21 protein-coding genes are annotated in these 26,967 nt (G+C 42.7%); 11 read left to right on the plus strand and 10 right to left on the minus strand.

Translation table 11 applies throughout. The features are described from left to right. Positions 1–209: 209 nt before the first annotated feature. Complete coding sequence (locus FNW02_RS25950) at positions 210–2,543, plus strand: ATP-binding protein (protein ID WP_348535447.1); 2,334 nt, start codon at positions 210–212, stop codon at positions 2,541–2,543. Between the two features lie 801 nt (positions 2,544–3,344). Continuing rightward, entirely contained in the window at positions 3,345–4,427 is a 1,083-nt protein-coding gene (gene psbA, locus FNW02_RS25955; protein WP_191760368.1) for a photosystem II q(b) protein, read from the plus strand. Between the two features lie 175 nt (positions 4,428–4,602). Here psbA and FNW02_RS25960 read toward each other — a convergent pair whose 3' ends face one another. After that, complete coding sequence (locus tag FNW02_RS25960) at positions 4,603–5,643, minus strand: hypothetical protein (RefSeq protein WP_191760369.1); 1,041 nt, start codon at positions 5,641–5,643, stop codon at positions 4,603–4,605. A gap of 741 nt (positions 5,644–6,384) precedes the next feature. Between FNW02_RS25960 and FNW02_RS25965 the strand changes: the two genes are divergently transcribed. Both FNW02_RS25965 and FNW02_RS25970 read left to right on the plus strand, forming a co-directional pair. Then, complete coding sequence (locus FNW02_RS25965) at positions 6,385–7,776, plus strand: malic enzyme-like NAD(P)-binding protein (protein WP_191760370.1); 1,392 nt, start codon at positions 6,385–6,387, stop codon at positions 7,774–7,776. 259 nt (positions 7,777–8,035) lie between these two features. Continuing rightward, positions 8,036–8,224, plus strand: coding sequence for a DDE transposase family protein (locus FNW02_RS25970; protein WP_191760371.1), 189 nt, complete (start codon positions 8,036–8,038; stop codon positions 8,222–8,224). Between the two features lie 25 nt (positions 8,225–8,249). Here the strand turns inward: FNW02_RS25970 and ctpC are convergent, their stop codons facing one another. Both ctpC and ispG read right to left on the minus strand, forming a co-directional pair. After that, the gene (gene ctpC / locus FNW02_RS25975) at positions 8,250–9,536 is read right to left on the minus strand and encodes a carboxyl-terminal processing protease CtpC (protein WP_191760372.1); all 1,287 of its coding nucleotides are present in this window, start codon (positions 9,534–9,536) and stop codon (positions 8,250–8,252) included. 276 nt (positions 9,537–9,812) lie between these two features. Continuing rightward, positions 9,813–11,039 (minus strand): (E)-4-hydroxy-3-methylbut-2-enyl-diphosphate synthase, encoded by a 1,227-nt coding sequence (gene ispG, locus FNW02_RS25980; RefSeq protein WP_191760373.1) that lies wholly within the window; start codon positions 11,037–11,039, stop codon positions 9,813–9,815. Positions 11,040–11,411: 372 nt separating this feature from the next. Here ispG and FNW02_RS25985 point away from each other — a divergent pair, with 372 nt between their 5' ends. The 3 genes from FNW02_RS25985 to FNW02_RS25995 all read left to right on the plus strand — a co-directional run bounded on the left by FNW02_RS25985 (position 11,412) and on the right by FNW02_RS25995 (position 13,938). Beyond that, positions 11,412–12,410 carry a homoserine kinase gene (locus FNW02_RS25985; RefSeq protein WP_191760374.1) on the plus strand — a complete coding sequence of 333 codons (999 nt, stop codon included), beginning with the start codon at positions 11,412–11,414 and terminating at the stop codon, positions 12,408–12,410. 102 nt (positions 12,411–12,512) lie between these two features. Then, positions 12,513–12,731, plus strand: coding sequence for a hypothetical protein (locus tag FNW02_RS25990; protein ID WP_191760375.1), 219 nt, complete (start codon positions 12,513–12,515; stop codon positions 12,729–12,731). 169 nt (positions 12,732–12,900) lie between these two features. Continuing rightward, complete coding sequence (locus tag FNW02_RS25995) at positions 12,901–13,938, plus strand: cysteine hydrolase family protein (protein ID WP_191760376.1); 1,038 nt, start codon at positions 12,901–12,903, stop codon at positions 13,936–13,938. A 99-nt stretch (positions 13,939–14,037) separates the two neighbouring features. Here the strand turns inward: FNW02_RS25995 and FNW02_RS26000 are convergent, their stop codons facing one another. Next, positions 14,038–14,928: a peptidoglycan DD-metalloendopeptidase family protein gene (locus FNW02_RS26000; RefSeq protein ID WP_191760377.1), complete on the minus strand. Its 891-nt coding sequence runs from the start codon at positions 14,926–14,928 to the stop codon at positions 14,038–14,040. Positions 14,929–15,255: 327 nt separating this feature from the next. Here FNW02_RS26000 and FNW02_RS26005 point away from each other — a divergent pair, with 327 nt between their 5' ends. Then, the gene (locus tag FNW02_RS26005; protein WP_191760378.1) at positions 15,256–16,461 is read left to right on the plus strand and encodes an HhoA/HhoB/HtrA family serine endopeptidase; all 1,206 of its coding nucleotides are present in this window, start codon (positions 15,256–15,258) and stop codon (positions 16,459–16,461) included. A 57-nt stretch (positions 16,462–16,518) separates the two neighbouring features. On the opposite strand, the gene FNW02_RS26010 is transcribed toward FNW02_RS26005, so the two are convergent. The 3 genes from FNW02_RS26010 to ispD form a co-directional block, all read right to left on the minus strand. Beyond that, a complete protein-coding gene (locus FNW02_RS26010) occupies positions 16,519–16,866 on the minus strand; it encodes a DUF760 domain-containing protein (RefSeq protein WP_191760379.1) in 348 nt (115 codons plus the stop codon). A gap of 193 nt (positions 16,867–17,059) precedes the next feature. Beyond that, a complete protein-coding gene (gene scpB, locus FNW02_RS26015) occupies positions 17,060–17,596 on the minus strand; it encodes an SMC-Scp complex subunit ScpB (RefSeq protein WP_191760380.1) in 537 nt (178 codons plus the stop codon). Positions 17,597–17,688: 92 nt separating this feature from the next. Then, the gene (gene ispD / locus FNW02_RS26020; protein ID WP_191760381.1) at positions 17,689–18,372 is read right to left on the minus strand and encodes a 2-C-methyl-D-erythritol 4-phosphate cytidylyltransferase; all 684 of its coding nucleotides are present in this window, start codon (positions 18,370–18,372) and stop codon (positions 17,689–17,691) included. A 69-nt stretch (positions 18,373–18,441) separates the two neighbouring features. Between ispD and FNW02_RS26025 the strand changes: the two genes are divergently transcribed. Then, the gene (locus FNW02_RS26025) at positions 18,442–19,401 is read left to right on the plus strand and encodes a glycosyltransferase family 9 protein (RefSeq protein WP_191760382.1); all 960 of its coding nucleotides are present in this window, start codon (positions 18,442–18,444) and stop codon (positions 19,399–19,401) included. Between the two features lie 163 nt (positions 19,402–19,564). Here FNW02_RS26025 and FNW02_RS26030 read toward each other — a convergent pair whose 3' ends face one another. Beyond that, complete coding sequence (locus FNW02_RS26030) at positions 19,565–20,287, minus strand: DUF4336 domain-containing protein (RefSeq protein WP_191760383.1); 723 nt, start codon at positions 20,285–20,287, stop codon at positions 19,565–19,567. Positions 20,288–20,403: 116 nt separating this feature from the next. Beyond that, a complete protein-coding gene (locus FNW02_RS26035) occupies positions 20,404–20,874 on the minus strand; it encodes a CRR6 family NdhI maturation factor (protein WP_191760384.1) in 471 nt (156 codons plus the stop codon). Positions 20,875–21,394: 520 nt separating this feature from the next. Here FNW02_RS26035 and FNW02_RS26040 point away from each other — a divergent pair. Further along, entirely contained in the window at positions 21,395–21,841 is a 447-nt protein-coding gene (locus tag FNW02_RS26040; RefSeq protein ID WP_191760385.1) for a Fur family transcriptional regulator, read from the plus strand. A gap of 68 nt (positions 21,842–21,909) precedes the next feature. Here the strand turns inward: FNW02_RS26040 and FNW02_RS26045 are convergent, their stop codons facing one another. Next, positions 21,910–25,059 carry a pentapeptide repeat-containing protein gene (locus FNW02_RS26045; RefSeq protein WP_191760386.1) on the minus strand — a complete coding sequence of 1,050 codons (3,150 nt, stop codon included), beginning with the start codon at positions 25,057–25,059 and terminating at the stop codon, positions 21,910–21,912. 140 nt (positions 25,060–25,199) lie between these two features. Here FNW02_RS26045 and FNW02_RS26050 point away from each other — a divergent pair, with 140 nt between their 5' ends. Beyond that, entirely contained in the window at positions 25,200–26,948 is a 1,749-nt protein-coding gene (locus FNW02_RS26050) for a DUF3685 domain-containing protein (protein WP_191760387.1), read from the plus strand. Positions 26,949–26,967: the final 19 nt, after the last annotated feature.

The following is a 26,967-nucleotide window of genomic DNA, read 5'->3' on the forward strand; positions in this document are numbered from 1 at the left end:
ATTTCACAGCACCTATATTCACGACACCTACAAAAAATCGCGATCGCTGCTACTCCTTGACTCATTAATCGCATAAATGCCTGTAATCATTATGGAGCATAGCTTAGAGCTTTTCTTAGTGCCATTCAGCTCAGACCCAAAACATTTCGATCCGACAAGAACAAATTCAGATTGAATCCGGTGAGCGCTCAATTCTCCTGAATCTGGAAGTGATTCCATTCCATCCTGCGATCGCAAACGCTAACGCGCTCTATTTTCTGGTGATTTTTGAAGCGGTTTCGCCGACCCTCACTCCCCTTACTTCCACCACAGCTGAACGCCAGAGACCGGAAGACTTAGAGCGTGAAATTATCCAGCTACGTCAAGCACTAGCAGCCGCGACCCAAAGAGAACTTTCGGCTCAAGCGCATCTACAAGCGGTGATTCAGGGACAAAATCACCTCAACCAAAGCCTGCGAGTGGCGAACGAAGAAATCCTATCAAGCAACGAGGAGTTACAAAGCACCAATGAAGAACTCCAAACGGCTAAAGAAGAGATTCAAGCGACCAATGAAGAACTCTCCACAACTAACGACGAACTTCGCAGCCGCAATCTGCAACAAAACCGAGACAACAGCGACTTAAACAATTTTGTTGACAGCATCAGTGTGCCGATTCTCATGCTGACCAATGATTTGAGAATTCGCCGCTTTACACCCGCAGCACAGCGCCTCTTCAAATTCATTCCCACCGATGTCGGGCGACCTTTTAGCGACCTCCGTACCAATTTTGACGTTCCCAACTTAGAATCGATAATTTTGGAGGTGCTGGAAACGCTCAACACCAAAGAAGAGGAAGTGCAAACGCAAGCAGGCTATTGGTATGCTCTCCGCATTCGTCCTTATCGCACTACAGAAAACCAAATTGATGGGGTGACAATGGTTTTCCTTGATATTGATGCACTCAAAGGTCATGCCGCCCAGTTAGAGTTAGCTCGCAACTATGCAGAAGCGATCGTTGAAACGGTGCAAATCCCTCTAGTTGTGCTAAATACCGAGATGCGGGTGAATACCGCCAATCAATCTTTCTACGAAACATTTCAGGTTTCTCTTGCTGAAACCTCTCAATTATCTTTCTTTGAGTTAGGCAATAAACAGTGGAATCTCCCCCAACTGCGATCGCTTTTAGAAGAAATCCTGGTGAATGATGGTCAGCTTCATAATTTTGAGATCGAGCATGTGTTTGAGCGCATTGGACAAAAAACAATGCTGATCAATGCTTGCAAGCTGCGACAAGAAGACAACGCTGCGATGATTTTGCTGTCGATTGAAGACATTACCGAGCACCAGCAGCTTGAAGCTAAACGACAACTATTGATACAAGAGCAATCAGCTCGCCAGTTAGCGGAAACTGCCAACCGAGCCAAAGATGAATTCCTCTCGAACCTCTCCCATGAACTCCGTAATCCCTTAAACACGATGCTGGGCTGGTCAAAACTGCTCCGCACCCGCACCCTCAATGAAGAGAAAGTGACTCAGGCCTTAGAAGCGATCGAACGGAGTGCCAAGGCACAAAATCAACTGATTGAAGATATCCTGGATATCTCTCGGATTATGAACGGCAAGCTTCGGCTTAACATCCGTCCGCTCGACTTGCGCTTAAGTGTGCAAGCTGCAATTGACATTATTCAATTATCAGCAGAAGCAAAAAATATTCAAATCGTTTCATCGTTAAATTCTGTAACAATGGTCGGCGATGCTGATCGCTTACAGCAAGTTCTATGGAACTTGCTATCGAACGCCATTAAGTTCACCCCATTGAACGGACGGATTGAAATTACACTCGAATCTGTCCAAAGACAGGCTCAAATCCGAATCACCGATACAGGACAAGGTATTTCAGCGGATTTATTGCCGTACATTTTTGATCGATTTCGCCAAGGAGATTCCAGCACCACTAAAGCGAAAGCAGGTCTGGGGCTGGGGCTGTCCATCGTGCGGCATCTAGTTGAACTGCATGGTGGCACAATTGGGGCACAGAGTCCGGGTGAGGGACAAGGGGCGACGTTTACCGTCAAGTTGCCGTTGCGAGATCTGCCCCAATTGACATCGTCGAGCGATTTAGAACCGACTGCATTTGCAGCCTCTATGAATGATTTAAGTCAGGCTGTGCCCTCTTTGTCAGGCTTGCGTGTCTTAGCCGTCGATGATGAAATCGATACCTGTGAGCTATACAAGTCTGTGCTAGAAAATTATGGGGCACAAGTGCTGACCGTGGCATCCGCAAGACTTGCTCTATCCGCTCTCAATCAAGCTCCCAATCGGTACAACGTGCTGATTTGCGATATTGGAATGCCAGAAGAAGACGGCTACTGGCTGATCCAGCAAGTGCGATCGCTCAGTGCACAAGCCGGAGGGCAAATTCCAGCCGTCGCGTTGACTGCCTATGCGAGTGAGGCACAACGACAACTGGCGATCAAGGCTGGATTTCAAATGCACATTGCTAAACCCGTCGAGCCAGTTCAACTGGCATTGCTAGTTGCACACCTAGCAGGACGAGCTTAGAAAATTGCCAGCAAAGTTTGTTGTGTATACTTTACCCTAATTCTATTCTGGCTTTTTTCATAATTTTGCGTAATACCAATTCACGAAAATCTTGATACATATAGATTTCTCGTAGTAGACGCACGGCATTGCCCATTGGTGTCAACTTCAGCTAAAAATAGCTTTACTAGCGATATTTTGCCCTAGAGATCCCCCAACCCCCCTTTCCAAGCGGGGCTTATAATCCTCTTTTACCCCCTTTTTAAGGGGGTCGCCGCAGGCGGGGGGATCTTAACCGAACCGTATTGCCTCCTCACCCGCCAGAGAATAAATTCTCTAGCTAATAGCGAAAGTCTACTAAAGTAGACTAAAGATTTTTGGGGATATTTTAGTCATCTTCAGATGACTTTTGCTCTTAGCAAGGAACTTCAGTTCCTTGCTAAGAGCCGGGTATTTCCAAGTTTGTAGTTGGCTTTTACCTCACTAATTACAATAGATATGACGGAAGTTTTAGCAGTGCTCCACCAAGGGTTGAATTCAATAGAATACGCTGAGTTTGTTCAATCTTTGGCTTAGTAAAACTTAATAAAAACAAATTGAAATATCTAACAAATTCATGTAAAACGTGATATTAGGAGCCGGAAAATTTTCCCCTTTTTCACACAGTCTCCCTGGGGAAGTTAGTCATTTGGTGTGAGGTCATTTAAAAGATTTCCGGCGATTAGGGAGAAGGTATTTCACGAAACTTTTTGAAAACAGCTTAACTCTCAATTTCTCAGAATTGGGAACATTTATTGTCAGCAACTTATAAACAACATAGCCATGACCACAACTCTAGGAAGAAGCGAAAGCGGGAACCTGTGGGATCGGTTCTGTCAATGGATTACTAGCACCGATAATCGGCTTTATATCGGCTGGTTTGGGGTTTTAATGATTCCTACCCTGTTAACCGCTACCATCTGTTTCATCATTGCCTTTATTGCTGCTCCTCCCGTCGATATTGACGGGATTCGAGAGCCTGTTTCTGGTTCTTTGTTATACGGCAACAACATTATCACTGGTGCTGTTGTACCCACATCTAACGCCATTGGTTTGCATTTCTACCCAATTTGGGAAGCTGCTTCAATGGATGAATGGCTTTACAACGGCGGGCCTTATCAACTCATTGTTTTGCACTTTCTCATTGGTATCTTCTGCTGGCTGGGTCGTCAATGGGAGTTAAGCTACCGTCTGGGGATGCGTCCCTGGATTTGCGTTGCCTACTCGGCTCCTGTAGCTGCTGCAACTTCTGTTTTCTTGATTTATCCAATTGGTCAAGGTAGCTTTTCTGATGGGATGCCTCTGGGCATTAGCGGTACTTTTAACTTCATGTTCGTGTTTCAAGCCGAGCACAACATCCTTATGCACCCATTCCATCAACTGGGTGTAGCTGCGGTGTTCGGTGGTGCGCTGTTCTGTGCTATGCACGGTTCCTTGGTAACTTCCTCTCTAGTGAGGGAGACGACTGAAAGTGAATCTCAAAACTACGGGTACAAGTTTGGTCAAGAACAAGAAACCTATAGCATCGTAGCGGCTCATGGTTACTTTGGGCGGTTAATCTGGCAATATGCCAGCTTTAACAACTCGCGTTCCTTACACTTTTTCTTAGCTGCTTGGCCGGTAGTTGGTATCTGGCTCACGTCATTGGGTATCAGTACGATGGCGTTCAACCTCAACGGGTTCAACTTCAACAACTCAATACTTGACTCCGAAGGTCATGTAGTCAATACATGGGCAGATATCCTAAACCGCGCCAACCTGGGTATAGAAGTGATGCACGAGCGCAATGCTCACAACTTTCCGCTGGATTTGGCTGCGGGTGAGGCGATACCTGTAGCTTTGCAAGCACCAGCGATTCACGGTTAAGTCTCAAGTCTTAGCTAAATCAACTGATTTCTTCTTTCTTGTAGTTCAAACGTTGTAGGCTAATGCGCGTCTAAATTGCATAACTACTCTTTGTAGTTGTTAACTGTTGACAGTTAACGGTTAACAGTCAACCTTAATGTCGAGGTAATGTGCAATTTAAATGCATAACAGCTTATCACTTTTTAAGGAAACCTTTTTGAGAGGGACAGCTAGAAGTGAGTGGCTGATCAATTGACCAGATCGGCAACTGATCAGCCTGCTCTAGGGTCTGCCTTAGATAAGAGGTGTTGTTGAATGCAATGGCATTCCCAAAATACCCTTCGGCTCCAGAGTGTTCTTGAGAACCCACATTGCAAACGGTATAGCGTTCTTGCTGTCTAGCTTGATTAACGGGAGAGCCAACCACCCAATTCCACCGTGCAGGAAAAACCACGCGAGCGAGCGTTGTCACCCAGTCTCGATCGCCGTACAAATGATAAACGTGATTTGCATCATCAAATCCCGCTCTGCCCTCAAATGTGCCACCGATTGATACTACCGTTAAGCGAGCGTTAATCCATTCCCGCAGGTGAGCCGTTGTACCCAACGCAACTTGAGTTCCACCACTCGTACTGAGCAAAATTAAGTTAATCGGTTGATCAAAGGGAGCAATGGGATGCGCGGCATTCATGCGGTCTATAATTGTGCGAGCAATGCTTAAGTTATAAACCGGGCCGTAGCGATCGTCGGCTGAAATGGCAAACCGCCACAGATTACGCACTTGAATCAAAACATTTCCGAATAATCCGTCGCTTTCTTTAGCGGCTTGCCACAGCGGAGCTAAAAACTTTTGACTGCCGAGGTCTTGATTCACCACCGAGTAAGGAAACACATCTCGCACCGCGACACAGTTAGGATGCCGTGTAGCAAGCTGATCAATAAAATACCTTTCGCCCTGCGTAATCTCATCCGGTGAGAAATTTCCCACCCCTGGAAGAAAAACGATATAGCAATCAATCTTCGAGGTTGGAGCATTAATAGAAGCTTGACGCAAGACATCCGGTTTTTCTTGCTCGTTTTCCAATCCTAAACTCTCGGCAGTTTGATTCAGCCACCAGACGATGGTACTGACGGGCGCAAGCATTCCCCAAAGCACGAGAAATGCACCCATTAAGAGAATGAGTTTAACCGTTGTTCCACTCAATCGATGAATTGTGCGGCTGAACCACCTCTGCATCTTGGCATTTCTCCATCAGTTCTTTAGCTTGCAATTTCTTGAGTTTGATAAGAGCGATTTTGCTCAAAGTCAAGATGGCTTTGCAGTCACGCAAATAGCGCTGTGAACAATATTAGTTAGCCTATGAGGTTGACCAAAATTTAACGTCTAACATACATAGGTGGAGTATCTCATGGAAGAGTACAAAAGACTTTGATTAGTTCAACATAAGAGAATTTAAAGTCAATTGTAGAGTAGTAATTATGAAGCAAAATACTTCTAAGTAGCTAGGTGCAAATAAATTAAAGTTTGTAGTAAGGACTTTAGTCCTGATAATCCTTGTTTTGAGCGATGAATCTCACTTACGAACTAGGATTTTATTTTATGTCTAATTATACTTATCTTACAGTAGGCAACTAGTGATTTTTATTTGTAACTTAAAGCGGGTTTCATAAGAATAAACCACAATAGGATGGGCATTGCAATGCCCACTACAAGCAACTGAGAATGTATACAAACCATCACAAACTATAAGCACTCCATCGCTTTTGTTTTTAGCTCTGTACAAGAGTTATCTCTTGATTTTGCTAAGCTAAAAATGTTTTGTGTAAAGTTTTACTAATTGGCAAAGGTGCGTTAAGCTGCGTGAACGCACCCTAAGAGTTTAAAATTTACTAAAAAAAACACTATATTTTAGCTTTAGTCTAGATTTTTACCAATCAATTCAATAGTAAGATCTAAAACTTAAAATCCAAAATCAACATGGCAGACCTAACTCCTAATTCTAGTTTTAGTTTGACACTCCGCTTGCAGATTCCCAACCGTGTAGGGATGTTGGCGTCGGTAACGCAGGCGATCGCCACTACTGGTGGTAATCTTGGTCAAATTGATTTAATTGAGCAAACTCGTAACGAGTCTACCCGCGATCTTACTGTTGATGCTGCTAGTACCGAGCACGCTGAGACGATTGTGCAAGCAGTGAAAGCATTGCCAGATATTAAGTTACTAAGTGTCTACGATCGCACCTTTAATTTGCATCGCGGTGGCAAAATCAGCATTGCTAGTAGAATTCCCCTAAGAAGTGTTTCCGATTTAGCAATGGCTTACACACCGGGAGTCGGTCGGATTTGTACTGCGATCGCTCAAGACCCTGAAGAAGTTTACAACTTAACTATTAAGCAAAATACCGTAGCTATTGTTACCGATGGCAGCGCTGTTTTAGGATTGGGCAATCTTGGCCCTGCTGCGGCTTTACCAGTCATGGAAGGTAAAGCGATGTTATTCAAAGAATTTGCTGGGCTTGATGCTTTTCCCATTTGTCTCGCCACTCAAAATACAGATGAGATTGTCCAGACAGTCAAGAATCTCGCTCCAGTTTTTGGCGGTGTGAATTTAGAGGATATTGCTGCTCCTCGCTGCTTTGAAATTGAACAGAGATTGCGGCAAGAATTAGACATTCCCGTTTTTCACGATGACCAGCACGGTACGGCGATTGTCACCTTAGCAGCATTATTTAATGCTCTGAAATTGGTGCATAAGTCAATGGCAGAAATCCGCATTGTGATTAATGGTGCTGGGGCGGCTGGGGTGGCGATCGCTCGGTTACTCCGCAAGGCTGGAGCAGAAAAAATCTGGATGTGCGACTCTAAAGGGATTATCTCAACCAGTCGCACTGACCTAACAGAGGAAAAGCGCGAATTTGCGGTGAAAGCTCAGGGAACTCTGGCGGGTGCAATGCAAGGAGCAGATGTATTTATCGGCGTCAGTGTACCAGGCGTTTTGACATTAGAAATGGTGCAATCGATGGCGAAAGACCCAATTGTTTTTGCAATGGCAAATCCCATTCCCGAAATTCAGCCAGAATTAGTCAGCAAAATTGTAGCTGTCATGGCTACTGGTCGCAGCGATTACCCCAATCAAATCAATAACGTCCTAGCTTTTCCTGGGGTATTCCGTGGCGCTTTAGATTGTCGGGCACAGACGATTACCACCACAATGTATCTAGAAGCAGCAAGTGCGATCGCTTCCTTAGTCAAGCCTTCAGACTTGACTCGCGAACACATTATTCCTTCAGTCTTTGATGAGCGTGTCGTCACCGCTGTAGCTGCGGCTGTGCAACGCGCAGCACGTGAAGAAGGTATCGCTCGGAGTTGATACACCATTAGGGTTGTCTTTTGTCATTTGTCATTTGTCTTTTGTAAACCCAAATGACAAATGACTATTGACTACATCGGTGATACTCTAATTGAAACGTTCGACTTGGAAAGTAAATCCTGAGCTTCTCTAGATTTTGCGGGTCTTTATTTAGTGGGAACGGCTGCTGGAGTATGAGCCAGTGTCAGACAGCAAGGAATTAGACATGGCGATCGCAGCGTAAAATAACAGGTAAGATTTAAACTTAGTTGTTAATATTATGATAGAAAATACACAAACTTGGTATATTGTCAAGCGTCCTAATGGAAATTGCGAAATTCTCCCCAGCGACCAAATTGAGGACGATAATCCAGAGATTATAGAACAGTGGGGGCCTTTGGCTTCGCAAGAGGAAGCGATCGCCCGTCGCGTTGGATTAATTAGGGCTGGCAAGTGCCAACCCCAATAAATTCACAATGCTTAATTTGTAATATTTAATTGTTTACTGGCGTGGTGGTGTTCCTAACAGCAGTTTTTTTACGTAATATTTCCACTGCTTTAGCAAACTGAGGATCTGCTAATGTACCGATTTTGTCACGTTCATTAAGCCATAAGTCCTGTCGTTGGGCATCGGTTAAATCCACCTTGACATCTGGATCAACACCATGTTTGTTAATATCTTTACCACTAGGAGTGTGGTACTTAGCAATTGTTACCGCCAATCCTGAACCATCTTCCAGGGGACGTACTGATTGTACCAAGCCCTTACCAAAGGTTTGAGTTCCTACCACAGTGGCACGCTTATTATCTTGCAACGCTCCTGAGAGAATTTCGCTAGCACTGGCTGAACCTTTATCCACCAGCACCACCATTGGTCTATTCGTCAAAGCTCTGCCGTTGGCCTCTTCGCGCTCTTGTTCACCCTGACGGTCAATAGTAGAAACAATTGTACCTTTATCCAGCCACATTCGAGCAATTTCTACACTAGAGAATAGCAAACCACCTGGATTACCACGTAAATCTAGAATATATGCAGATACCTGTTTTGCTTCTAAATCTTTGATGGCGTCCTGCATTTCTTTGCCAGCATTAGCGCTAAACTGATTCAGGCGAATGTAGCCAATGTTGCCTGCTGGAGTTTGCTTTTGGGAGTAGCGTACCGGATGAATTTCAATCCGCGCCCGTTTAATGTCAAACTGTCTTGTTTGACCATTACGCTGAATCATCAAGCTAACTTGCGTTCCGGCTTCACCTCGAATCAGTGATACCGCTTGGTTAGTATCCATTCCCTTAGTACTTTTGCCATTGATGCTGAGGATGACATCCTTGGACAAAATCCCAGCTTTAAAAGCTGGCGTATCCTCAATTGGCGCAATTACAACCAACTGCTTTGTTTTTTCATCCTGAGAAATTGTGATACCAATCCCTGTCAGTTCTCCAGAGGTATCAACTTGCATATTCTTGAATTCTTGCGGATCCATAAACCGGGTATATGGGTCTTCTAGCTTTTTGAGCATTTCCCGGATGGACTTATAAGCTTCCTGCTGATTACTGTAGGACTTGCCCAAGTATTCTTTACGAACAGCCTGCCAATCTACCTGATTAAAAGTGCCGTCTACGTAATTTCGGTATATAATTTGCCATACATCATCCACCAACGCCTTAGGACTTTCTTTAAATAAAGCCTGACCTCGCGAGTGAATGCCAAGACTAGTAACAGCAATTGTGGAGAGTGTCACTGCCGTAGCACCCAAAACAAGCCTACTTTTTGTAATCACCATAATGACAGCTGTGTCAGAGGGAAAATTTATAGTCAGTATGCTCAATCTAACACAGGGTAAACTGTACAGACTAAGCATGTGTTCTTAATTTAAACAAATTGCTTGACAATCAGGCTACCTTAATAGTTGCCACTACAAAATTTATAGGGATTGGGCATGGGACTCTTGAAAAGAGACAAGGAGGAAGTGAAGAAGCTGGAGCAGCGAAAGACAAAGCAATTATTCTTTTTTCCTTATCCCCAATCACCAGTCCCCAGCCCCCAGTCCCCAATCCTTTTACGGTTCTACCCAGCGTTCATCTGCCTTAATTAGGTTGATTAATTCCTCTACACCTTTGTCTTCTGGGACTTTTTTAATTTCTTCTCTGCCACGATACAAAGAAATATAACCCGGTGTCTTACCCACGTAGCCGTAGTCAGCATCCGCCATTTCTCCTGGGCCGTTGACAATACAGCCCATAACCGCTATGTCTAACCCTGTCAAATGTTTAGTAGCTTCCCTGACTTTGTGTAGTACTTCTTCAAGGTTAAATAGAGTACGTCCACAAGAAGGACAGGCTACATACTCCACCATTGTCTTCCGCAATCCTAAAGCTTGCAGAATGCTGTAGCAAACGGGAATTTCTTTTTCCGGTGGTTCTGTGAGCGACACGCGAATTGTATCACCAATACCATCAGCAAGTAATGTGGCAATACCAGCTGTAGATTTAATTCGCCCATATTCACCATCACCTGCTTCGGTGACACCCAAATGCAGCGGATAATCCATCCCCAAGTCATCCATGCGTTTGGCTATTAGGCGGTAGGCGGCTACCATCACGGGTACTCGCGAGGCTTTCATAGAAATTACTAAGTTACGGAAGTCCAAAGATTCACAGATGCGAATGAATTCTATGGCAGATTCCACCATTCCCTCTGGCGTGTCACCGTAGGTAAATAGCATTCTTTCTGCGAGGGAACCGTGATTTACTCCAATTCGCATAGATTTACCTTGGTCACGTAAAGAAACTACCAGAGGTTCTAAGGTTTCACGGATTTTTTCGCCAATCTCGTCAAATTCGGCTTTAGTATACTCGGTTCTATTAATATTTGGTTTTTCAAACACATACAAACCCGGATTAATTCGCACTTTCTCTATGTGTTTGGCGACTTCCACAGCGATTTTCAGGCCATTGTGATGTACATCAGCCACAATTGGCACGTCTCGGTAAGTTTTAATTAATTTTTGTTTAATTTCTCCCAGCGCTTTTGCGTGAGCCATACTCGGCACTGTGACGCGGACAATTTCGCAGCCAATTTCGTGCAGACGACGAATACCAGCCACGGAACCATCAATATCAAGAGTGTCTTCATTGATCATCGACTGCACCACAACGGGGTAGCCACCTCCAATGGTGACATCTCCCACCTTTACAGGACGGGTTTTACGCCGCTTGATAGTTGTGTCAAAAGTGGATTGACTTGATGTGGTATTTGAAGTATTTACTGTGGGCAGAGTTTGCATAACCTGATTGAGTAAATTTGCTGTAGCTAAAATATCTGATTTGATAAATCTCTGTTTCCCAGATTGCCACAGGTAGGGCTTTTTTGGACGATTAATGTAGAAAAAAAAGGGAGAATGATACTAAATGAGAGACAACCAACAGATTGACAAGTTTTTCTGATCTCTCAAAGATATGTAACTTTAAAGTTGTTTTAACTGAGTGGCGTGGGTTGCGTTAGCTTACTTATGTTGGGAAACCCCCTTGGCGCAGCCTCTCGTAGAAAAGAGAAGCTTATCGTACTCTTACGGGGAAGCAAGCTACGCCTTAGTCTCGCAGAGAAGTTATGGCTTGACTACTGAGTTATAAATACTATTAGCAGTGCTGATAATTCTATGAGTTCGCCTTTCATACCTGTAATTCATTCAATTCCTAGCGGTGCAGCTTTGATTGCCACTGTACTTTACAAGTATCCAATTAACAAACCTCATAGCTGCAAGTTAATCAAGCGAGGGCTAAATGATACGTATTTGGTGGAAGCTGAGGAAAAAAAGTATATTCTGCGAGTTTATCGGCGTGGTTGGAGAAATAAGCAAGATATTGATTTTGAACTGGAATTACTAGCATTTCTGCATGAGCAAAAGCAGCCAGTTGCTTATCCTATTGCTAGAATTGACGGCGGTTTTACCACAGAAATCGCTGCACCGGAGGGTAAACGTTATGTGGCTATATTTTCCTATGCACCTGGACACGCAGTTAATGACAAGCTGGATACTAAACAAAGTTATATTTTGGGCAAGGTACTGGCAGAAATTCATCAAACACTAGATATTTTTAAAAGTAGTTTCAGTCGTCCCACATTAAATAACGAATACTTACTTGATTGGTCAATAGTATCAATTACACCTCTATACCAAAACCGAAAAAAGGAGATGGATTTACTTCAGCAACAAATCGACAGAATTAAAAACCAACTTACAGTAATAAACCTATCTTTTTCAGCACCAGAGTATGGAATTTGCATTGGTGATGTGCATTCAGGTAATACTCATTTTACAAATAACAACAAACCAACATTATTTGATTTTGATCAATGCGGTTATGGTTGGCGTGCTTTTGACATTGCAAAGTTTTTACACGTAGCACTAAGAATGAAGATAAATCTTACTATCAGAAACAGTTTTGTAGAAGGTTATCAAGCCATTCGTAAACTGAATCAGTCTGAACTGGCATCAATTCCTATATTTATTAAAGCTGCACATATTTGGGTAATGGGAATTAGTACAAATGCAGTTGGTGATGTTTTACCTTATGGATGGTTTAACGATGATTGGCTTGATGAACGGTTGGCGATGTTGGAAAGTTTAGATGATGCTAAATCTATATTAAAATAATACCAATCTACTATTATAAATATGTGCATATGCGAAGAGGATTAGAGGCGATCGCACTCATCACCAGCTAAATTAAACTTATCATTAAATTGTTTAACATTTATGCTAGAAAAAACATCGACATTCCAGAAAGCTATAGAAGCGGTGGAAGCATTAGATCCAGAAGCTCAGGTTATTCTTGTAGATATTATCCAAAAGTGTCTCAAACAACAGCGACGGGATGACTTATTAACAGAAATCGCCCAAGCAGAGCGTGATTATGTTCAGGGTAATGTCTGGCGAGGTTCAGTTGCAGATTTGATGGCGGAGTTGGACGAGTGAAAAATTTGGTTTGGAGTCCGACTTTTATTTAAATTTGTTACAAATCCTGAATCAGGAGAGGAAGAAATTTTGTTACTAACTTTAGATTTCCACGATGATGTTTACTAAATTCCCCATTATTTTTAATTAAGGCAAGCCTAATAATTAGAAAATTAAGTACAGATTTTATATGAACACCCAAATAACAACCCAACTATCCATTCCTCAACACTTTAACCCCGAAAAAGTGGGTGAAGTTTGGCGCGTACCTTACCAAGAACGAGCAGCGGAAGCTGAAGCATGGACGAAACAAAACGACATCCAACCGTCATCTTTTGACAAAACCCGCATTTGTTTACTTCTAATTGATGTGCAAAACACCTTCTGCATTCCTGGATTTGAATTATTTGTAGGAGGTAAATCTGGGACTGGGGCGGTAAATGATAATCGGCGATTATGTGAATTTATCTATCATAACTTGGGGAAAATTACAACTATTGTACCCACACTCGATACCCACACAGCAACGCAAATTTTCCATCCTATTTTTTGGGTTAACGCCGCTGGAGAACATCCCATTCCAGCAGCTACTAGTATTACTCCCATAGACATTGAAAAAGGTATATGGAAAGTTAATCCAGCAGTTGCTAATAGTATTACTAATGGAGATTATGAATTACTAGAAAAACATGCTTACCACTACGTTAAGCAACTAAGTAAAGATGGTAAATATCCTCTCATTGTTTGGCCTTATCATTCTATGTTGGGTGGTATTGGTCATGCTTTAGTTTCATCTGTGGAAGAAGCAATATTTTTCCACTGTATTGCTCGTCAAAGTCAGACGCAATTTGAAATCAAAGGAGAGAGTCCATTAACAGAAAACTATTCCATTTTACGTCCAGAGGTGTTGGAGGATTTTGAGCAACGTCCACTTGCTCAAAAGAACATAGGTCTGATTAAACAACTTTTAGAATTTGATGCCGTAATTATTGGCGGTCAAGCTAAAAGTCATTGCGTTGCTTGGACAATCGAGGATTTATTAACAGAAATTAAACAGATAGATGCTACCCTTGCTCAAAAAATCTATCTGTTAGAAGATTGCACTTCTCCTGTTGTCGTTCCCGGTGTTGTAGACTACACAGAACAGGCAGATGCGGCATTTAAAAGGTTTGCAGAGGCAGGAATGCACATAATAAAAGCTACCGAACCTATCTCATTATTTTTTTAACCCACAGGAATACAAAGATTTTCTTTGCGCTCCTTTGTGCTTACCCCTGCATTCCTACCCTACGGGAAGGCGAAACGCTTATGCGTTTTAAAACAAACCTCATTTCTTCAAATAACCCTTTGGATCTTCTGCTACCCAGCCCAGAGATGAGCTAGAACGTACTTCAAAATGGAGATGGGGCTGATTGGCAGTTGGTTTTCCAGTAGTTCCTACTGTTCCTACTAAATCTCCTTTTTTGACTTGCTGACCAACAGTAACTTTGATACTGTCAAGCTGGGCGTAGCGGCTTTGGAGTCCACCACTGTGATTAATGATGACCAATTTACCGTAAGTACCTTGGTCATTAGCAAAGGCTACAGTTCCAGGAGCGATCGCTTCTACAGAAGTACCCACTGTTGCTAACAAATCAATGCCGCTATGGAAGAAAACTTCACCTGTAGCAGGATTAATTTGCCAGCCATAAGGTAATACTACAGTTGTCACTTGTGCTAAGGGATAACCAGCTAGTGGGACACGGTTTTGCGTTCCTGTGTTAGTAGGCGAGGGAGACTTAGTTATAGAACCATTCGGCGACCAATTTATCCCTGGAACAAATACAATTCTGGGGTCTTTTTGGCAGCCATTCACCTCAAACAATGTATCAGCACGAACTTTGTACCTTGTTGCCACTTGTCGCCAAGTTTGACCACGAGGTACTTCAACAACAATGCCATTGTAGGGAGGAATCTGAAGTATGCTACCAACAGCAACAGCACCATTTTGCAAAGCTGGATTCATGCCGATAATAGTTGTAGGAACGAGATTATAGCGCTGAGCTATGCTCTCCAAAGTTTCGCCACGAGCAACTTTATGGCGTTGGAAGCGAGATAAGGCTGGAGTTGGGCAATCCCCTACAGCAGCGTCGGCGCTGTTCAAGCCTGGTAGTATGGATGCTAGCCCCAAAGCGCTGACTAAGCTACAGAGAAATAGTTGACGATAGGGTAAAGTCATGTATGTACGTCAAAAGGGCGTTAACTTTAGATTTTAGATGGGGAATTTAAGATCTGGGAGATTGGGGATTGAAGACTCTTGAGAGGGGGAAAAGGTTAAGAGTTAAAGGGTAAGGGATAAATTTCAGCCTTTCCCCTTTTCCCCTTCCCCCTTAACCACAAGGCATTGTCCTATCACCTCAAGCCTCTCCCCCAACCATAATTTGTGATCCCCAATGCTTCATCCAAAATCCTGTCAATTCTTATGTAAATTAACCTGTCCACTTGCCGTTTGCTTGACTACACTTAGAAATTAGCAACTGCATTGCTGTCCTTAAGCGTAATAGTTATGAATTTATCCTTAAAGCAACTAGCTATTTATCTATCTTTACTGACGATTGGCAGCGGTGCAGGTTTGTTTGGCAGCCGCTATCTGCTACCGCAAAATAACTTGTTTCGGCGGCTGAAAAATGTCACAATGGCTTCGCCTCCAGAGTATGTAGTTCCTAATCCAGTCAACGGCTCGATGGGAACTGCTGGAGGCGATAATGTAAATTTTATTGCTACGGCAGTGCAAAGAGTAGGGCCGGCAGTGGTGCGGATTAATGCCACCCGTAAAGTGGCAAATCCCATCTCTGACGCTTTAAAAAATCCCCTCTTGCGCCGATTCTTTGGAGAGGATGAGCAACCAATTCCCCAAGAACGAATTGAACGCGGTACAGGCTCAGGATTTATTTTGAGCGCAAATGGGGAATTACTGACCAACGCTCATGTGGTGGCAGACACAGATACAGTACAAGTCACCCTCAAAGATGGTCGCACTTTTGAGGGTAGAGTGGCAGGAGTCGATGCTGTAACAGATGTGGCAGTTGTGAAGATCAGAGCGAATGATTTGCCGACAGTGAGGCTAGGCAATTCGCAAAATTTGATACCAGGACAGTGGGCGATCGCAATTGGCAATCCCTTAGGTTTAGATAATACTGTTACCATTGGCATCATTAGCGCTACAGATCGCACTAGCGCTCAAGTTGGTGTTCCAGATAAGCGAGTTAGCTTTATCCAAACTGATGCTGCAATTAACCCTGGTAATTCTGGTGGGCCCTTATTAAACGCCCAAGGAGAAGTGATTGGCGTTAATACTGCTATCCGCGCTGATGCTCAAGGACTTGGTTTTGCTATCCCAATTGAAACCGCTGCCCGCATTGCTAGCGAACTTTTTACCAAAGGACGTGTAGAACATCCTTTTTTGGGTATTGAAATGGCAGACCTTTCTCCAACCAAAAAACAGCAAATTAATCAAGAAAATCAGCTCAACATTCAGCAGGATGCTGGAATTGCGATTAAAGGAGTTTTAGACGACTCTCCAGCCAAGCGAGGCGGACTGCTCCCAGGAGATATTATTCAAAAAGTTAACGGTAAAGCAGTCAAAACCTCAGCCCAAGTACAGAAGTTGGTCGAGTCTAGTTCAGTCGGAGATATCCTGGCGATCGAAGTCAACCGCAGTGGAAAAATTCAAACCTTCAAAGTGCAGTCAGGGGCTTATCCCAAAAAGTAATTAAGAGTTTATGCTTACAGTCAATAGTCCAATAAATCAAAGATTTTTGACTGTTAACTATTGATTGTTAGACAAATGCTCCAACTGCATCCTTTGTTCCATCTGGCGCAGGAAATACCCCGTCATCATCGCCGATGCTAGAAGCCCAGCTAGGTTCTCCCGATCTGTTGTAATTTGCACATTGAAATTTTCTGCGGGAAGCATTCCCACTAGCCCTTGGACATTTTGCGAAATAATTTGTTTAATTTCGGGGCTTACAGATTGAGCTACGCGGGCTAAAACATCAGGAGACTGATGCTGTAAATATTTGAGCAACTGATTGGGGTAGTCCTCAGAGTGGTCGTTCAGAAGTTGATTGGGGTGTTCCTCAGAGTTGTCATTCAGAAAGTCAGGATTAAACACCATTGGCAGTTTTTTTTAGCTTAGTTGCTAATTCTACTCTAAACCATAGTACAAGGGTAGCGCATTCACCACGGGTACTAAGTCTAGAAGAGGAGATGAGGAAGCAGGGGAAGCAGGGGGAGCAGGGGGAGCAGAGGAGAGATAGTTATTGACTTTTGACCGTTGACTCTTGACCTTCTCATCTTCCCCACTCTTTTTATTCTGCTTTTGCTTCTAGCTCTAGTTCTAGTTCTAGTTGCTGTTCTTTCTGGCTGGTGGAGAATATTTGCGGGAGTTGCTCGATTTGGAAATACTGATGAAATTTTGAGGTTACTTGAAGTGAGTAGGAGCGAGAATCGCTGTCTCGGCGTTTCCTCACAAAACCGAGTTCGACGAGTTCCGGGACGTGTTGATATACTCCTGAGCCGCGCAGGTTAATCAAGTCGCTTTGAAGTATGGGACTATTGAGGGCGATCGCTGCTAAAGTCCGCAATGCCCCTAAGCCCAATTCGACTGGGATCAGCGTTTGCACTAAGTCGTGAAAGTCAGACCGCAGTTGCAAACTGTAACCATTTGGGGTTTCTACTACTTCTAGGGCGCTATCTCGGCGGGCATAGTTGTCTATTAGTTCAATCATGCCTTCTTCAACTGTCGCGCGATCGCACGCGGCATACTCGGCGATTTCGCCGAGCGACAAGGGCTTACCCTTTAAATAGAGAATCGCTTCTATCTTCGTCGCTGTGGCAGTAATCATTTAGTCGTTAGTCATTTGCAATTGACACCTGACAAAAGACGAGTTTCAAGTGTGTGGGATTATATCCTATTTATCCAAAAATGTCAAATAAGTCAGAAACCTTTGCTTCTAAGGATAAATTCTGCGATCGCTAAATCTTGGGGAGTAGTCACTTTCAAATTTGTCTCCTCTCCCTGGACAATTTGGACTGCAATGCCACACCTTTCAAATAAAGCAGCATCGTCAGTTACTTCCCAACCCAAACGAACACCTTCGGCGTGGCACTGTTTTAATAATTTGACATCAAATCCTTGGGGAGTTTGTGCCGCCCAAAGTTGCCGTCGGTCTGGTGTACTCTGAATGATGCCATTGTCATCGACAACTTTAATCGTATCTTTGACCGGCACAGCAGCAATCAAACCGGGACATTGGCAAATGGCTTGAGCGCAAGAGTTGAATAAATCTGGCGTAACAAGACATCTAGCTCCATCGTGAATCAATACTTGTTTTGCATCTGCTGGTAGCGCCTGCAAGCCGTTATAAACTGATTCTTGGCGGGTGGAGCCTCCTTGAATCAGTTCCACTGGTTTAGTCAGCTTTAGGTCAGCGAGAATTACCTTGAAGTCTGGCCAGTCAGTTGGTTGAGAAATAATTCCTATCCAACTGATTTTACTTGCTGCAACTGCTGCTTTGAGAGTCCAAGCAATAATTGGCTGCGATCGCACTGTGAGCAGGAGTTTATTGCGGTTACTCCCCATTCTTTTTCCGATTCCAGCTGCGGGAATTAGTAAATACACAGAATTCCTCAATCTTTAAGCTATATATTTTCCCCTAAAATAAGGAGCGAGTAAGCATCAATAAATATTATGCGAGTAGTAGCTCTTGTCCCTGGCGGAATTGGCGACCAAATTCTCTTCTTTCCGACTTTAGATGACCTAAAGCGCTATTACCCCGACGCTCAGATAGATGTCGTTGTGGAACCCCGGTCAAAGGCTGCCTACCGGGTGAGCAAGTCAGTTAACGAGGTAGTAACCTTTGATTACAAAGACCGTAACAGTCTGGCAGATTGGAGCAACCTAGTGGGCGCGATTCGCGATCGCGAGTACGATGTTGCTATTGCTGTTGGACAAAGCTGGTTAGTTGGTCTTTTACTCTGGTTAACGGGAATTCCCACACGTATTGGCTATCAAGGCAAAGGATCGGTTTTTCTTACCAGCTCTGTACCGTTTAAAACATCTCAGTATACGGCGGCAACATACCATGATTTGCTGCAACCATTGGGTATCAAAACTCCTGTACCAGAGTTAACGGTAAGTGTACTGAAACCAGATATTGAATGGGCACAAAAAGAACAGAAACGTTTAGGGGTACAAGAAACAGGCTATATCTTGATTCATGTCGGTTCTAGCCAGTTATCTCAGGCTAAAGGTCTGGATAATGTTTATCCTGTTGAGAATTGGCAGCAGATTATTCAAGACTTACAACACAAGCAACCAGATCTGCCTGTGGTGGTAATTAAAGAACCTGATAACGAGCAGTTTGTGCGATCGCTTGTGCAGTACTCTCCAGATATTAAGGTGACTTCCCCAGATGATATCGGCAAGTTAACTGCCATAATTCCCGGAGCAAGTTTGATGTTATGTACTGATAGTGCGCCATTGCATCTGAGCGTAGCAACACAAACTTATACCATTGCCTTATTTGGTTCGACAGAGCCAGCGAAGGTATTGCCAAAAAGTGATAAATTCCTTGCCATTAAATCTCCTACGGGCAAAATAGCAGACATTGCACCCAATACAATTTTGGAGAAAATCTGGGGTGGCTAAACTAGCAGTTTTTCAAAAAGTTTCAAACAGCTTGTGACAGAGAAAAATTCATACCCCAAAAAAACCAGCGTAGTCAAGTAAGTGCATCAAAAAAGTAGGCATAGGGTTCGAGTACTAACTAGAGGATGCACTTTTAAGCTATTTTTAGCAATGTTTTGATAAGTTAGACTGTGGTATTCAAGGATAAATCCAAAAACCACTCGTACCCTTCTCTAAATCTCTGCTTACCATTGTTCTCAATGATGCTACCGTGAGCTACAATGACTCGTTCAAAGTCCCAAGCAAGTATCTTTGTTACGGATTGTTTTACCTTATCTTTTTCTCTTGTAGAAAATTTCTCTAACAATGATGGGCTAAGGGTTTTGTATCCTCCAATTACCCTAGCTGCTAATTGCGTAATCAGCGGAAAACTTTCATCAAAATGATAAGCTGTGTCTGTTAATACCAAGGTACGACTTTGTATATGAAAGAATACACATTCATTTAGTAAATCAGGCCCACTCAAACCAAAAGTTCTAAAACCATCAAAGAATAAATATTGAATTTCATTTAAAAAACTGTTTTTATTTTCTTTAATCACTTGATCAATGGGAAGTTCAGGTATTTTTGACTTCAGACCAGGTGCAGCCCAGAGCGTAGCCTTGGGGTAATAAGTTTTAAAGTTAGATGTGAATAGGTAATGATAGAGATTTGGAGCAATAATGTGGGTAACATCTCCAATTTGATTAAGTTGCTGGATAGTTGCCTCATCAATTTGGATGGGAGAGATAACGACTAGTTCACCATTTGTAAGGCGGATAACTGTCATTCTTGTGCCAACGCTAAGCCCAAAATACTTCAATGGTTGTTCAGCAACCCAAAGATTTTTATCAATTTCCCTGAGCATAATAAATTACAAATTATTGGTAAACCATACCTTTAATTATGTAAAATTATCGTGTCTGTTTTCATCTAGTTAACAGTTAACCCATTTTTGCTCTTACTCATTTTTATCAATAATTTTTAAAATATTTCAAATAAAGCATCATCTAATTCATAACCCAGCATTTGCGCCATAGATTTCAGCCGCGATAGACTGGGAATACCTTGCTGTTTGAGCCAATCACCTAAAATAAAGATTTTGTGCATCAAAAAGATTTCCAATGCTTCAGGATTGTATTGAATGCCTTCTTGGGAACTAAACTGGTGTGGTACAAGCATGGCGGCATAACGAGCGAATTCCCCAGCTTTCCAATCCAGTAAAAATGGCAACCAGGGATATTTGGCATCTAGGCGAACAAACCACAGCCGCACTTCTGGAATTTCTGAGAGTTCACGTGGATCGCCAGGTTCCAAATCGTATTTTATGTCAAAGCGTAGCTGCTGTTCATGGGATGCGGCTCCCTCTTGCAGCAGTTGGTCAATCACAGTTTGTGCAGGCGACAAATCTAGATTGTTAATGGAGTTATTATTGATTGCGATCGCAATTGTCATAGAGTCAGCAGCTACTTTCTTTATGCTTAATAGGATGATCGAGAATCCACAGTAGCAGCTTTCAGCGATTGATGCTACATTTTCTGCAACGCAAAATTAAGATAAATATTACTGAAAGTTCTGATTATACAAGTAAGTAGTTATGCTTTTGACCACGTATTTCAACTTACTAAGCACACGGTAAACGAAGTAATTTTTGAATCTGATCTTGCGTTCTAAAAGAAGTTTTACTAAATGATTAACACAAAATTTGCCAGCTTTAACAAGGGCAACGCCTGCATTCAGGTGGACATTAACAACAATTTTAAGCTAAAGTTGTAATGAGTTTGTTTTAGATTAGGGTGTAACAAGGCAACGCCAAGAAGCAAAAAGAATTATCGCCCCAACTTGTGACCTCCGCAGCATTATAAGCAGAAACGCAAGTACAGGTGAAAAGTTGGTGTTCAATATTCTTGCGTATATAAAATAAACATTCAAAATTGAAACACAAAAATTTTCCCAACAGTTAACAAACTGTAATATGCAAAAACAAGCAATTTCTACAAAACCAATTCGTTCCTTAGAAGATGCTCTTGAGCGGTGTCAAATACTAGGTATGCGCGTCAGCCGCCAGCGTCGTTTTATTCTAGAATTACTTTGGCAAGCAAATGAACATCTTTCTGCTAGAGAGATTTATGATCGCTTGAACCAACAAGGTAAAGAGATCGGTCACACCTCTGTATATCAAAATTTAGAAGCATTATCCAGTCAAGGCATCATTGAGTCTATTGAACGCTGCGACGGGCGTTTATACGGCAATATCAGTGACTCTCATAGTCATGTCCACTGCTTGGATACAAATCAAATTCTCGATGTGCATGTAGAACTGCCAGAAGATTTTATCCGCAAAATTGAAGAACAAACAGGAGTGCGGATTACTGATTACAGTATTAACTTTTACGGCTCTCGCAATGTACAAGAAAGTTAAGGACTGGGAACTGGGGAGAAAATAACTAAATTATTGTTGACTGTTGACTGTTGACTGTTGACTGTTGACTAATATCCATCACTATCATCAATGGGATTAGTGCTAAAAACCGTTTCATCGTCGGCATCATCATCATATAAATCTACTGGCAAAATCATTCCTTCTGAGCTTTCAATTATTCCGATATTAGGGGGCTTGTCCCATTTAAAATCTATTTTTGCCGTGGTTTTATAAATGTTTAAGAGGGACTGCTGCGATGACTGCGGCGGTAAACTACGCATATATTTTAGTTTTTGAAACTGCTCTTTGGAGAATAGAGCACCATTGGTGGTGGCAAATTCTTTGTCAGCTTCAGTGAGAATAGCATCAAATAAACAGGCATGGGTGAGATTGGCTGAATTAAGATTTACCCCCATGAGGTTTGCCTGTTGCAAATTTGCGCCTACGAGATTTGCTTGTTGGAGGTTTGCACCTGCAAGGTTTGCTCTTTCTAGGTTTGCACCCGCGAGATTTGCTTGTTTCAAGTTTGCTCCAGTCAAATTTGCCCCGATTAATTCCGCATTGGATAAGTTTGCCTGCTCAAGATTTACCTGAGTTAACATAACTTGCAACAAAGAGGCTCCCGATAGGTTGAGTCCAGCTAAAGACTTTGAGCGCATTCGGGTTGCGAAGGCATTCTTGTGTAAAACATCTGTCCTAGCAATCAACAGGCTCAACGCTTCTGGGTTGAATTCTGTCAAAATGGCTGGATTGCCGCAAGGCCAAAAGGGGACTTTTACTTCTCGGTAACAAGCACAAAGCAATAAAAATACATTTAGTCCCACCGCAGCATTTACCTGCTCGACATTAACAGGGTTTTGCAGTGCGTGAAAATAAGTCAAAGCTTTGTGCGCTATACCCTCATCTAACCAACGGCCTTGACAGTAGGCACGCCAGAAAAGCAAAAGACGTTGAAACAAAACTTCAAACAAAAATTGGTGGTTTTGACCTCGTCGCAACCCCTCTAAGGCGAGTTCTTCAACTTCCTCGCTGAGGATGCCGTAACCGAGTAAATTATAAAGGTGCTGAGCCACACTACTGGGAGAATCAAGAACGAAAGTGAACGTACCGTAAGCATCTTCTTGACGCTGAGTTAACATCTCTAACTCAGCAGCAAGAGCCTCAGCACAAAGATATTCTCCTAACTTGATATGTGAAAACTCAATTAAATAACTCTGCGCCTCCGCGCCTCTGCGTGAGGATTTGAAATCTTGAGTTTTAAAGTAAAACCTTGGTAAGGTATGAAATTTACCAGTTAAATTGATTTGATGGCGTTGCGAGTGTAGAATTTTAAGAGCGATCGCTCGCATCTGCTCTAGTAAATCTTGGGGATGACGACCAGCGAGTAAATTAGCGATCGCTTCTGGAGTCCTGTGGATATGATCTGACCCTGAGCGCAGTAGCATCGTCTTAATACCGCCAGTTAGTGGATAACCCAACAACCATCGACTCAAGCGATGGTTAATTTCCCATAGCAGCGCGGCGTTAGTTTTACCAGCTTGTAATAGTTCTTCATCTAATAGTCCATCACGGTGCAAAATGCCGAGCAAATGCAGCATCAGGGGTTGACGCAGAAGAGTAGATATTTCTGGGAACTTTGATGGACTAGCAAATAATCCTGCCTGTTTTAAAAAGGTAAAGAAGTTTTGAGCGATAGGCAAAGATTGTACTATTGCCCACTGCTGAAACCATTGTTTGAGTTCGTCTACCTCCAACGGCTGAATGGTAATTCGCTTCAATGGCAGTGACAGTCTAGGGAAGATTTCTTGCAATGTCGTTGACCGACTCGTCAACACAATCTTGTGTCGGCGCTGAGACTGTAAGTTTAGTAACTGCTCGATAAAAATCGCCTTTGCTCTTATGCCCTGACTAGAAGCAGGCAATTCATCCAGGCCATCCAGCAGCAACAGACACTTAGGACTGTCTTGCTCCAACCAAGTTGCAAGGTTTGTATCTAAATTAAAAGGAAAAGCAGAATTCAGAGTTTGAGCTAAATCACCGTATGTTACATCCCGCAGACTAATTAATACGGGCATCCATGTAGGATAAAGTTCCCGTGCCACCTGTGCCGCCCAAATTTGGCAAAAACTGGTTTTTCCATAATCAGGTTCCGACTCAATTACGGCAATAGTTTCTAAATCAGCTAGCTGTTGCTGTGCCCATGCCTTTAAATCGACTGGCTTAGTAATTTTTTTATCTTGCTCAGAATTATTTTCCTCCACTGGCAAACCTGTGGGCGGTACATAAATATCCTTAAGTGCAAAGGATTCTATGAGTAATGGATTACTAAGGCTTTGAAGCAAACTTGCTCGGTAATATTCCCGGTACAAGTCAATTTTTTCCCCCACTGTAGAGCCAGAAGATGCTCCTGGGATGATGGAGTTGGGAGAAGAAATTCCCAACTGGACAAATTTTTGCAGTTGTGCTAAAGAGGCGGCATTCTCGCTAACAACCACCAGTAAGTGACCAGCAAGTGAGTTGACTAAACGCTGGGTTATCAGTTTAGCTTCGGGTTCCTCCGCACCATTGGCGACCAACCAAGCAATAACAGCATTGTTCATTTGTTGCACCAGTAATGAGTCTGCAACTGAAGACAGTGCTTGTTCAGCTTGAGTATCAGTCAATTTACCTGGGCTAAGAGTTTTCAGCAATCCCAGCAATTGAGCATCTTGGAGGGGTTTTATAGGAAGAGGTGGAGAGTTAATGCTAAATCCTTGCCCCCTTGTCTTCCGTTCGCGTAGCGTCCCGTAGGGAAGTTCCGACGCTCGCCGGCGTCCGGCGAGCGGACTTCTCTCCTTATCCGACAATAAGGGGATTGCTCGGTTTAACCAGGGTTTTTGCAAACTTTTTTCCTGATCTAGAACTACTCGCAAAGCCTGGAGATAGGCAATTTGAAATGCTAACCATGTGCCTTCATTACGTTTTAAAGGTTTTTTTTGGCTGAGATTACGTAACAGGCTTTCTGTCAACTGGGCAATGACGCTGATATCTTCCCAAGCATCCAAGGGCAATTCTAAGACCTCTACCAGAGGACAAAGATCAAAAGGCATAAGACTTTTGACCTCCATATCCTGAACAATACGGTAGGCGATCCCTGCCAATTGTCCTGCTGAAAATCCTCTAATTTGACTAATTTCGATGTAGCGTTCTGCCAACCAATGCCGAATACTCAAGTTCATTTAATTACACGTGGAATGGCTGCCTATGGCAATTATGATCCATTTATTCAGGTTGCAAAAACAGGTAACAATGGGGAGGACTAAGTTTAGTATCAAAGCTGTTTTCTGACTAGCAAAAAACAGTTTTATTTGAGCAGACTATGAGCGATCGCCCTCTGAAATTATTGCTAATCGACCAAGACCCGATCTTCCGTCTAGGACTGCGGGCAGCTTTGGACACAATTCCTGACTTGCAAGTGATAGCCGAGGTAGAAACTGATACCTCTGCCTTGCAGATTCTAGCAGAAATCGCCAAACAAGACCCTAAGCAAGTAAATTTGGTAGTTTTAGAATTAGGTAATGGTCGTACCACCAGTCAGCAGCTAGGTTTGCAGTTCTGTCGGCAACTGAGAGCTTTATACCCCAACCTGCCAATTTTGCTTTTTAGTTCTGTTCAAGAACAAGGAATACTGTTGGCTGCGAAGGCTATTGGTGTGAATGGCTACTGTGCCAAAGGCATACCTTTTTCTGAGTTAGTTGTCGCTATGCGAGAAGTAGCATCTGGTGGTTCCTATTGGTTTGTAGATAGTGGAAGTGTAAATTCACAAAATTCAAAACTTAGAACTCAGAACTCATCTCTCCCCTTCGCTAAGATCCGAAATAATTTGCGTTTGTCAGGAATTGGTCACATTGATGCCACCCTAGCGGCAGTAACAGCACAATTACAAGTCCCTGGACTACCACTACTAGATAGAGCAATTCTGGCTGGACAACGACGAGAACTGCTGGCATCTCGTTGGTTGCTCAATAAGTTATTGTCATCACAACAAAAGCGACAAGAACAACAGGGGCAATTTATCCCAGATGCGTCGCCTTCGATTTCTCTAAGTAGTGCAATTGCTAGCTCAGAGCAAATACCATCTCTACTTAGCCCAAGAGCACTACAATCTGCTTTATTTTCATCTTGCGTTACCAAACTCCAGTTTCCTTTACAAAATGTTACAGTTGTGCCTTTGGAAATTGAGATTTTACGCGAAGATAAAAAACGAGAATTACTTTATCTGATTCTGCAAAAATTAGCTGAACAATTGGATGACTTGCGCGTTTCTCAAATTGAAATTAATCAATTATATGAGGTGAAAAGTACCTTATTAAGCGATTTATGGCAAGCCGCAATTACAGATTTTTTTGGAAAATTTTCGCGGGTGCGAGTAGGCAATGAGGATATAGAGATTGTAAAATACTTGTTGCAAAATACAGAGATTGTCCAAACGGATATTCTTAATAAAATCCCGTTAGTTGTTGAATTGTTTGCTTATCTACTATTTCAAACAGAACTACGCATTGATAATGCTTCTTATGCACCATTTAGCGCTGAAGCCAAATCCCAAGCCTTAATGATTTTAGAGAATTTGTTGATTCAGGTAGCGAATGGCGTATTGCAGCCACTACTGAATTCATTAGCAGATGTAGAAGCGATTAAGCAAAGTTTTTATTGTCGCCAATTGATATCAACACGGGAGATTGAACGTTTTAGAAATGAATTGTCATGGAAATATCGTTTAAACAGTTATATAAATGAGCCAAAAGCAATTTTTGAAAGCCGCTATGCTCTATTTGTCATTGCACCTCGTGGTATTGCCGAAACTTCAGTTTATGCTCCTCGAAATAAGGAGTTAGCACAACTTTCAGGTATTCCTTTAGTGGTGACACTGATTCTAGAATTTAGGGATGCGATCGCACCTCGTTTGCGATCGCTGGTAAGTTTTTTAGGCAGTGGTATTGTCTTTATTCTCACTCAAATAATAGGACGAGGTTTAGGTTTAATTGGTCGTGGTATTCTCCAAGGTATTGGCAGTGTTTCATTGACAGAAAAAAACCTCCGAAGAAATAGCGATCGACCTAAGTGAAGAAGGGAGTCGTGAAAAG

Source organism: Komarekiella delphini-convector SJRDD-AB1 (assembly GCF_014831675.1).
Lineage (GTDB): Bacteria > Cyanobacteriota > Cyanobacteriia > Cyanobacteriales > Nostocaceae > Komarekiella.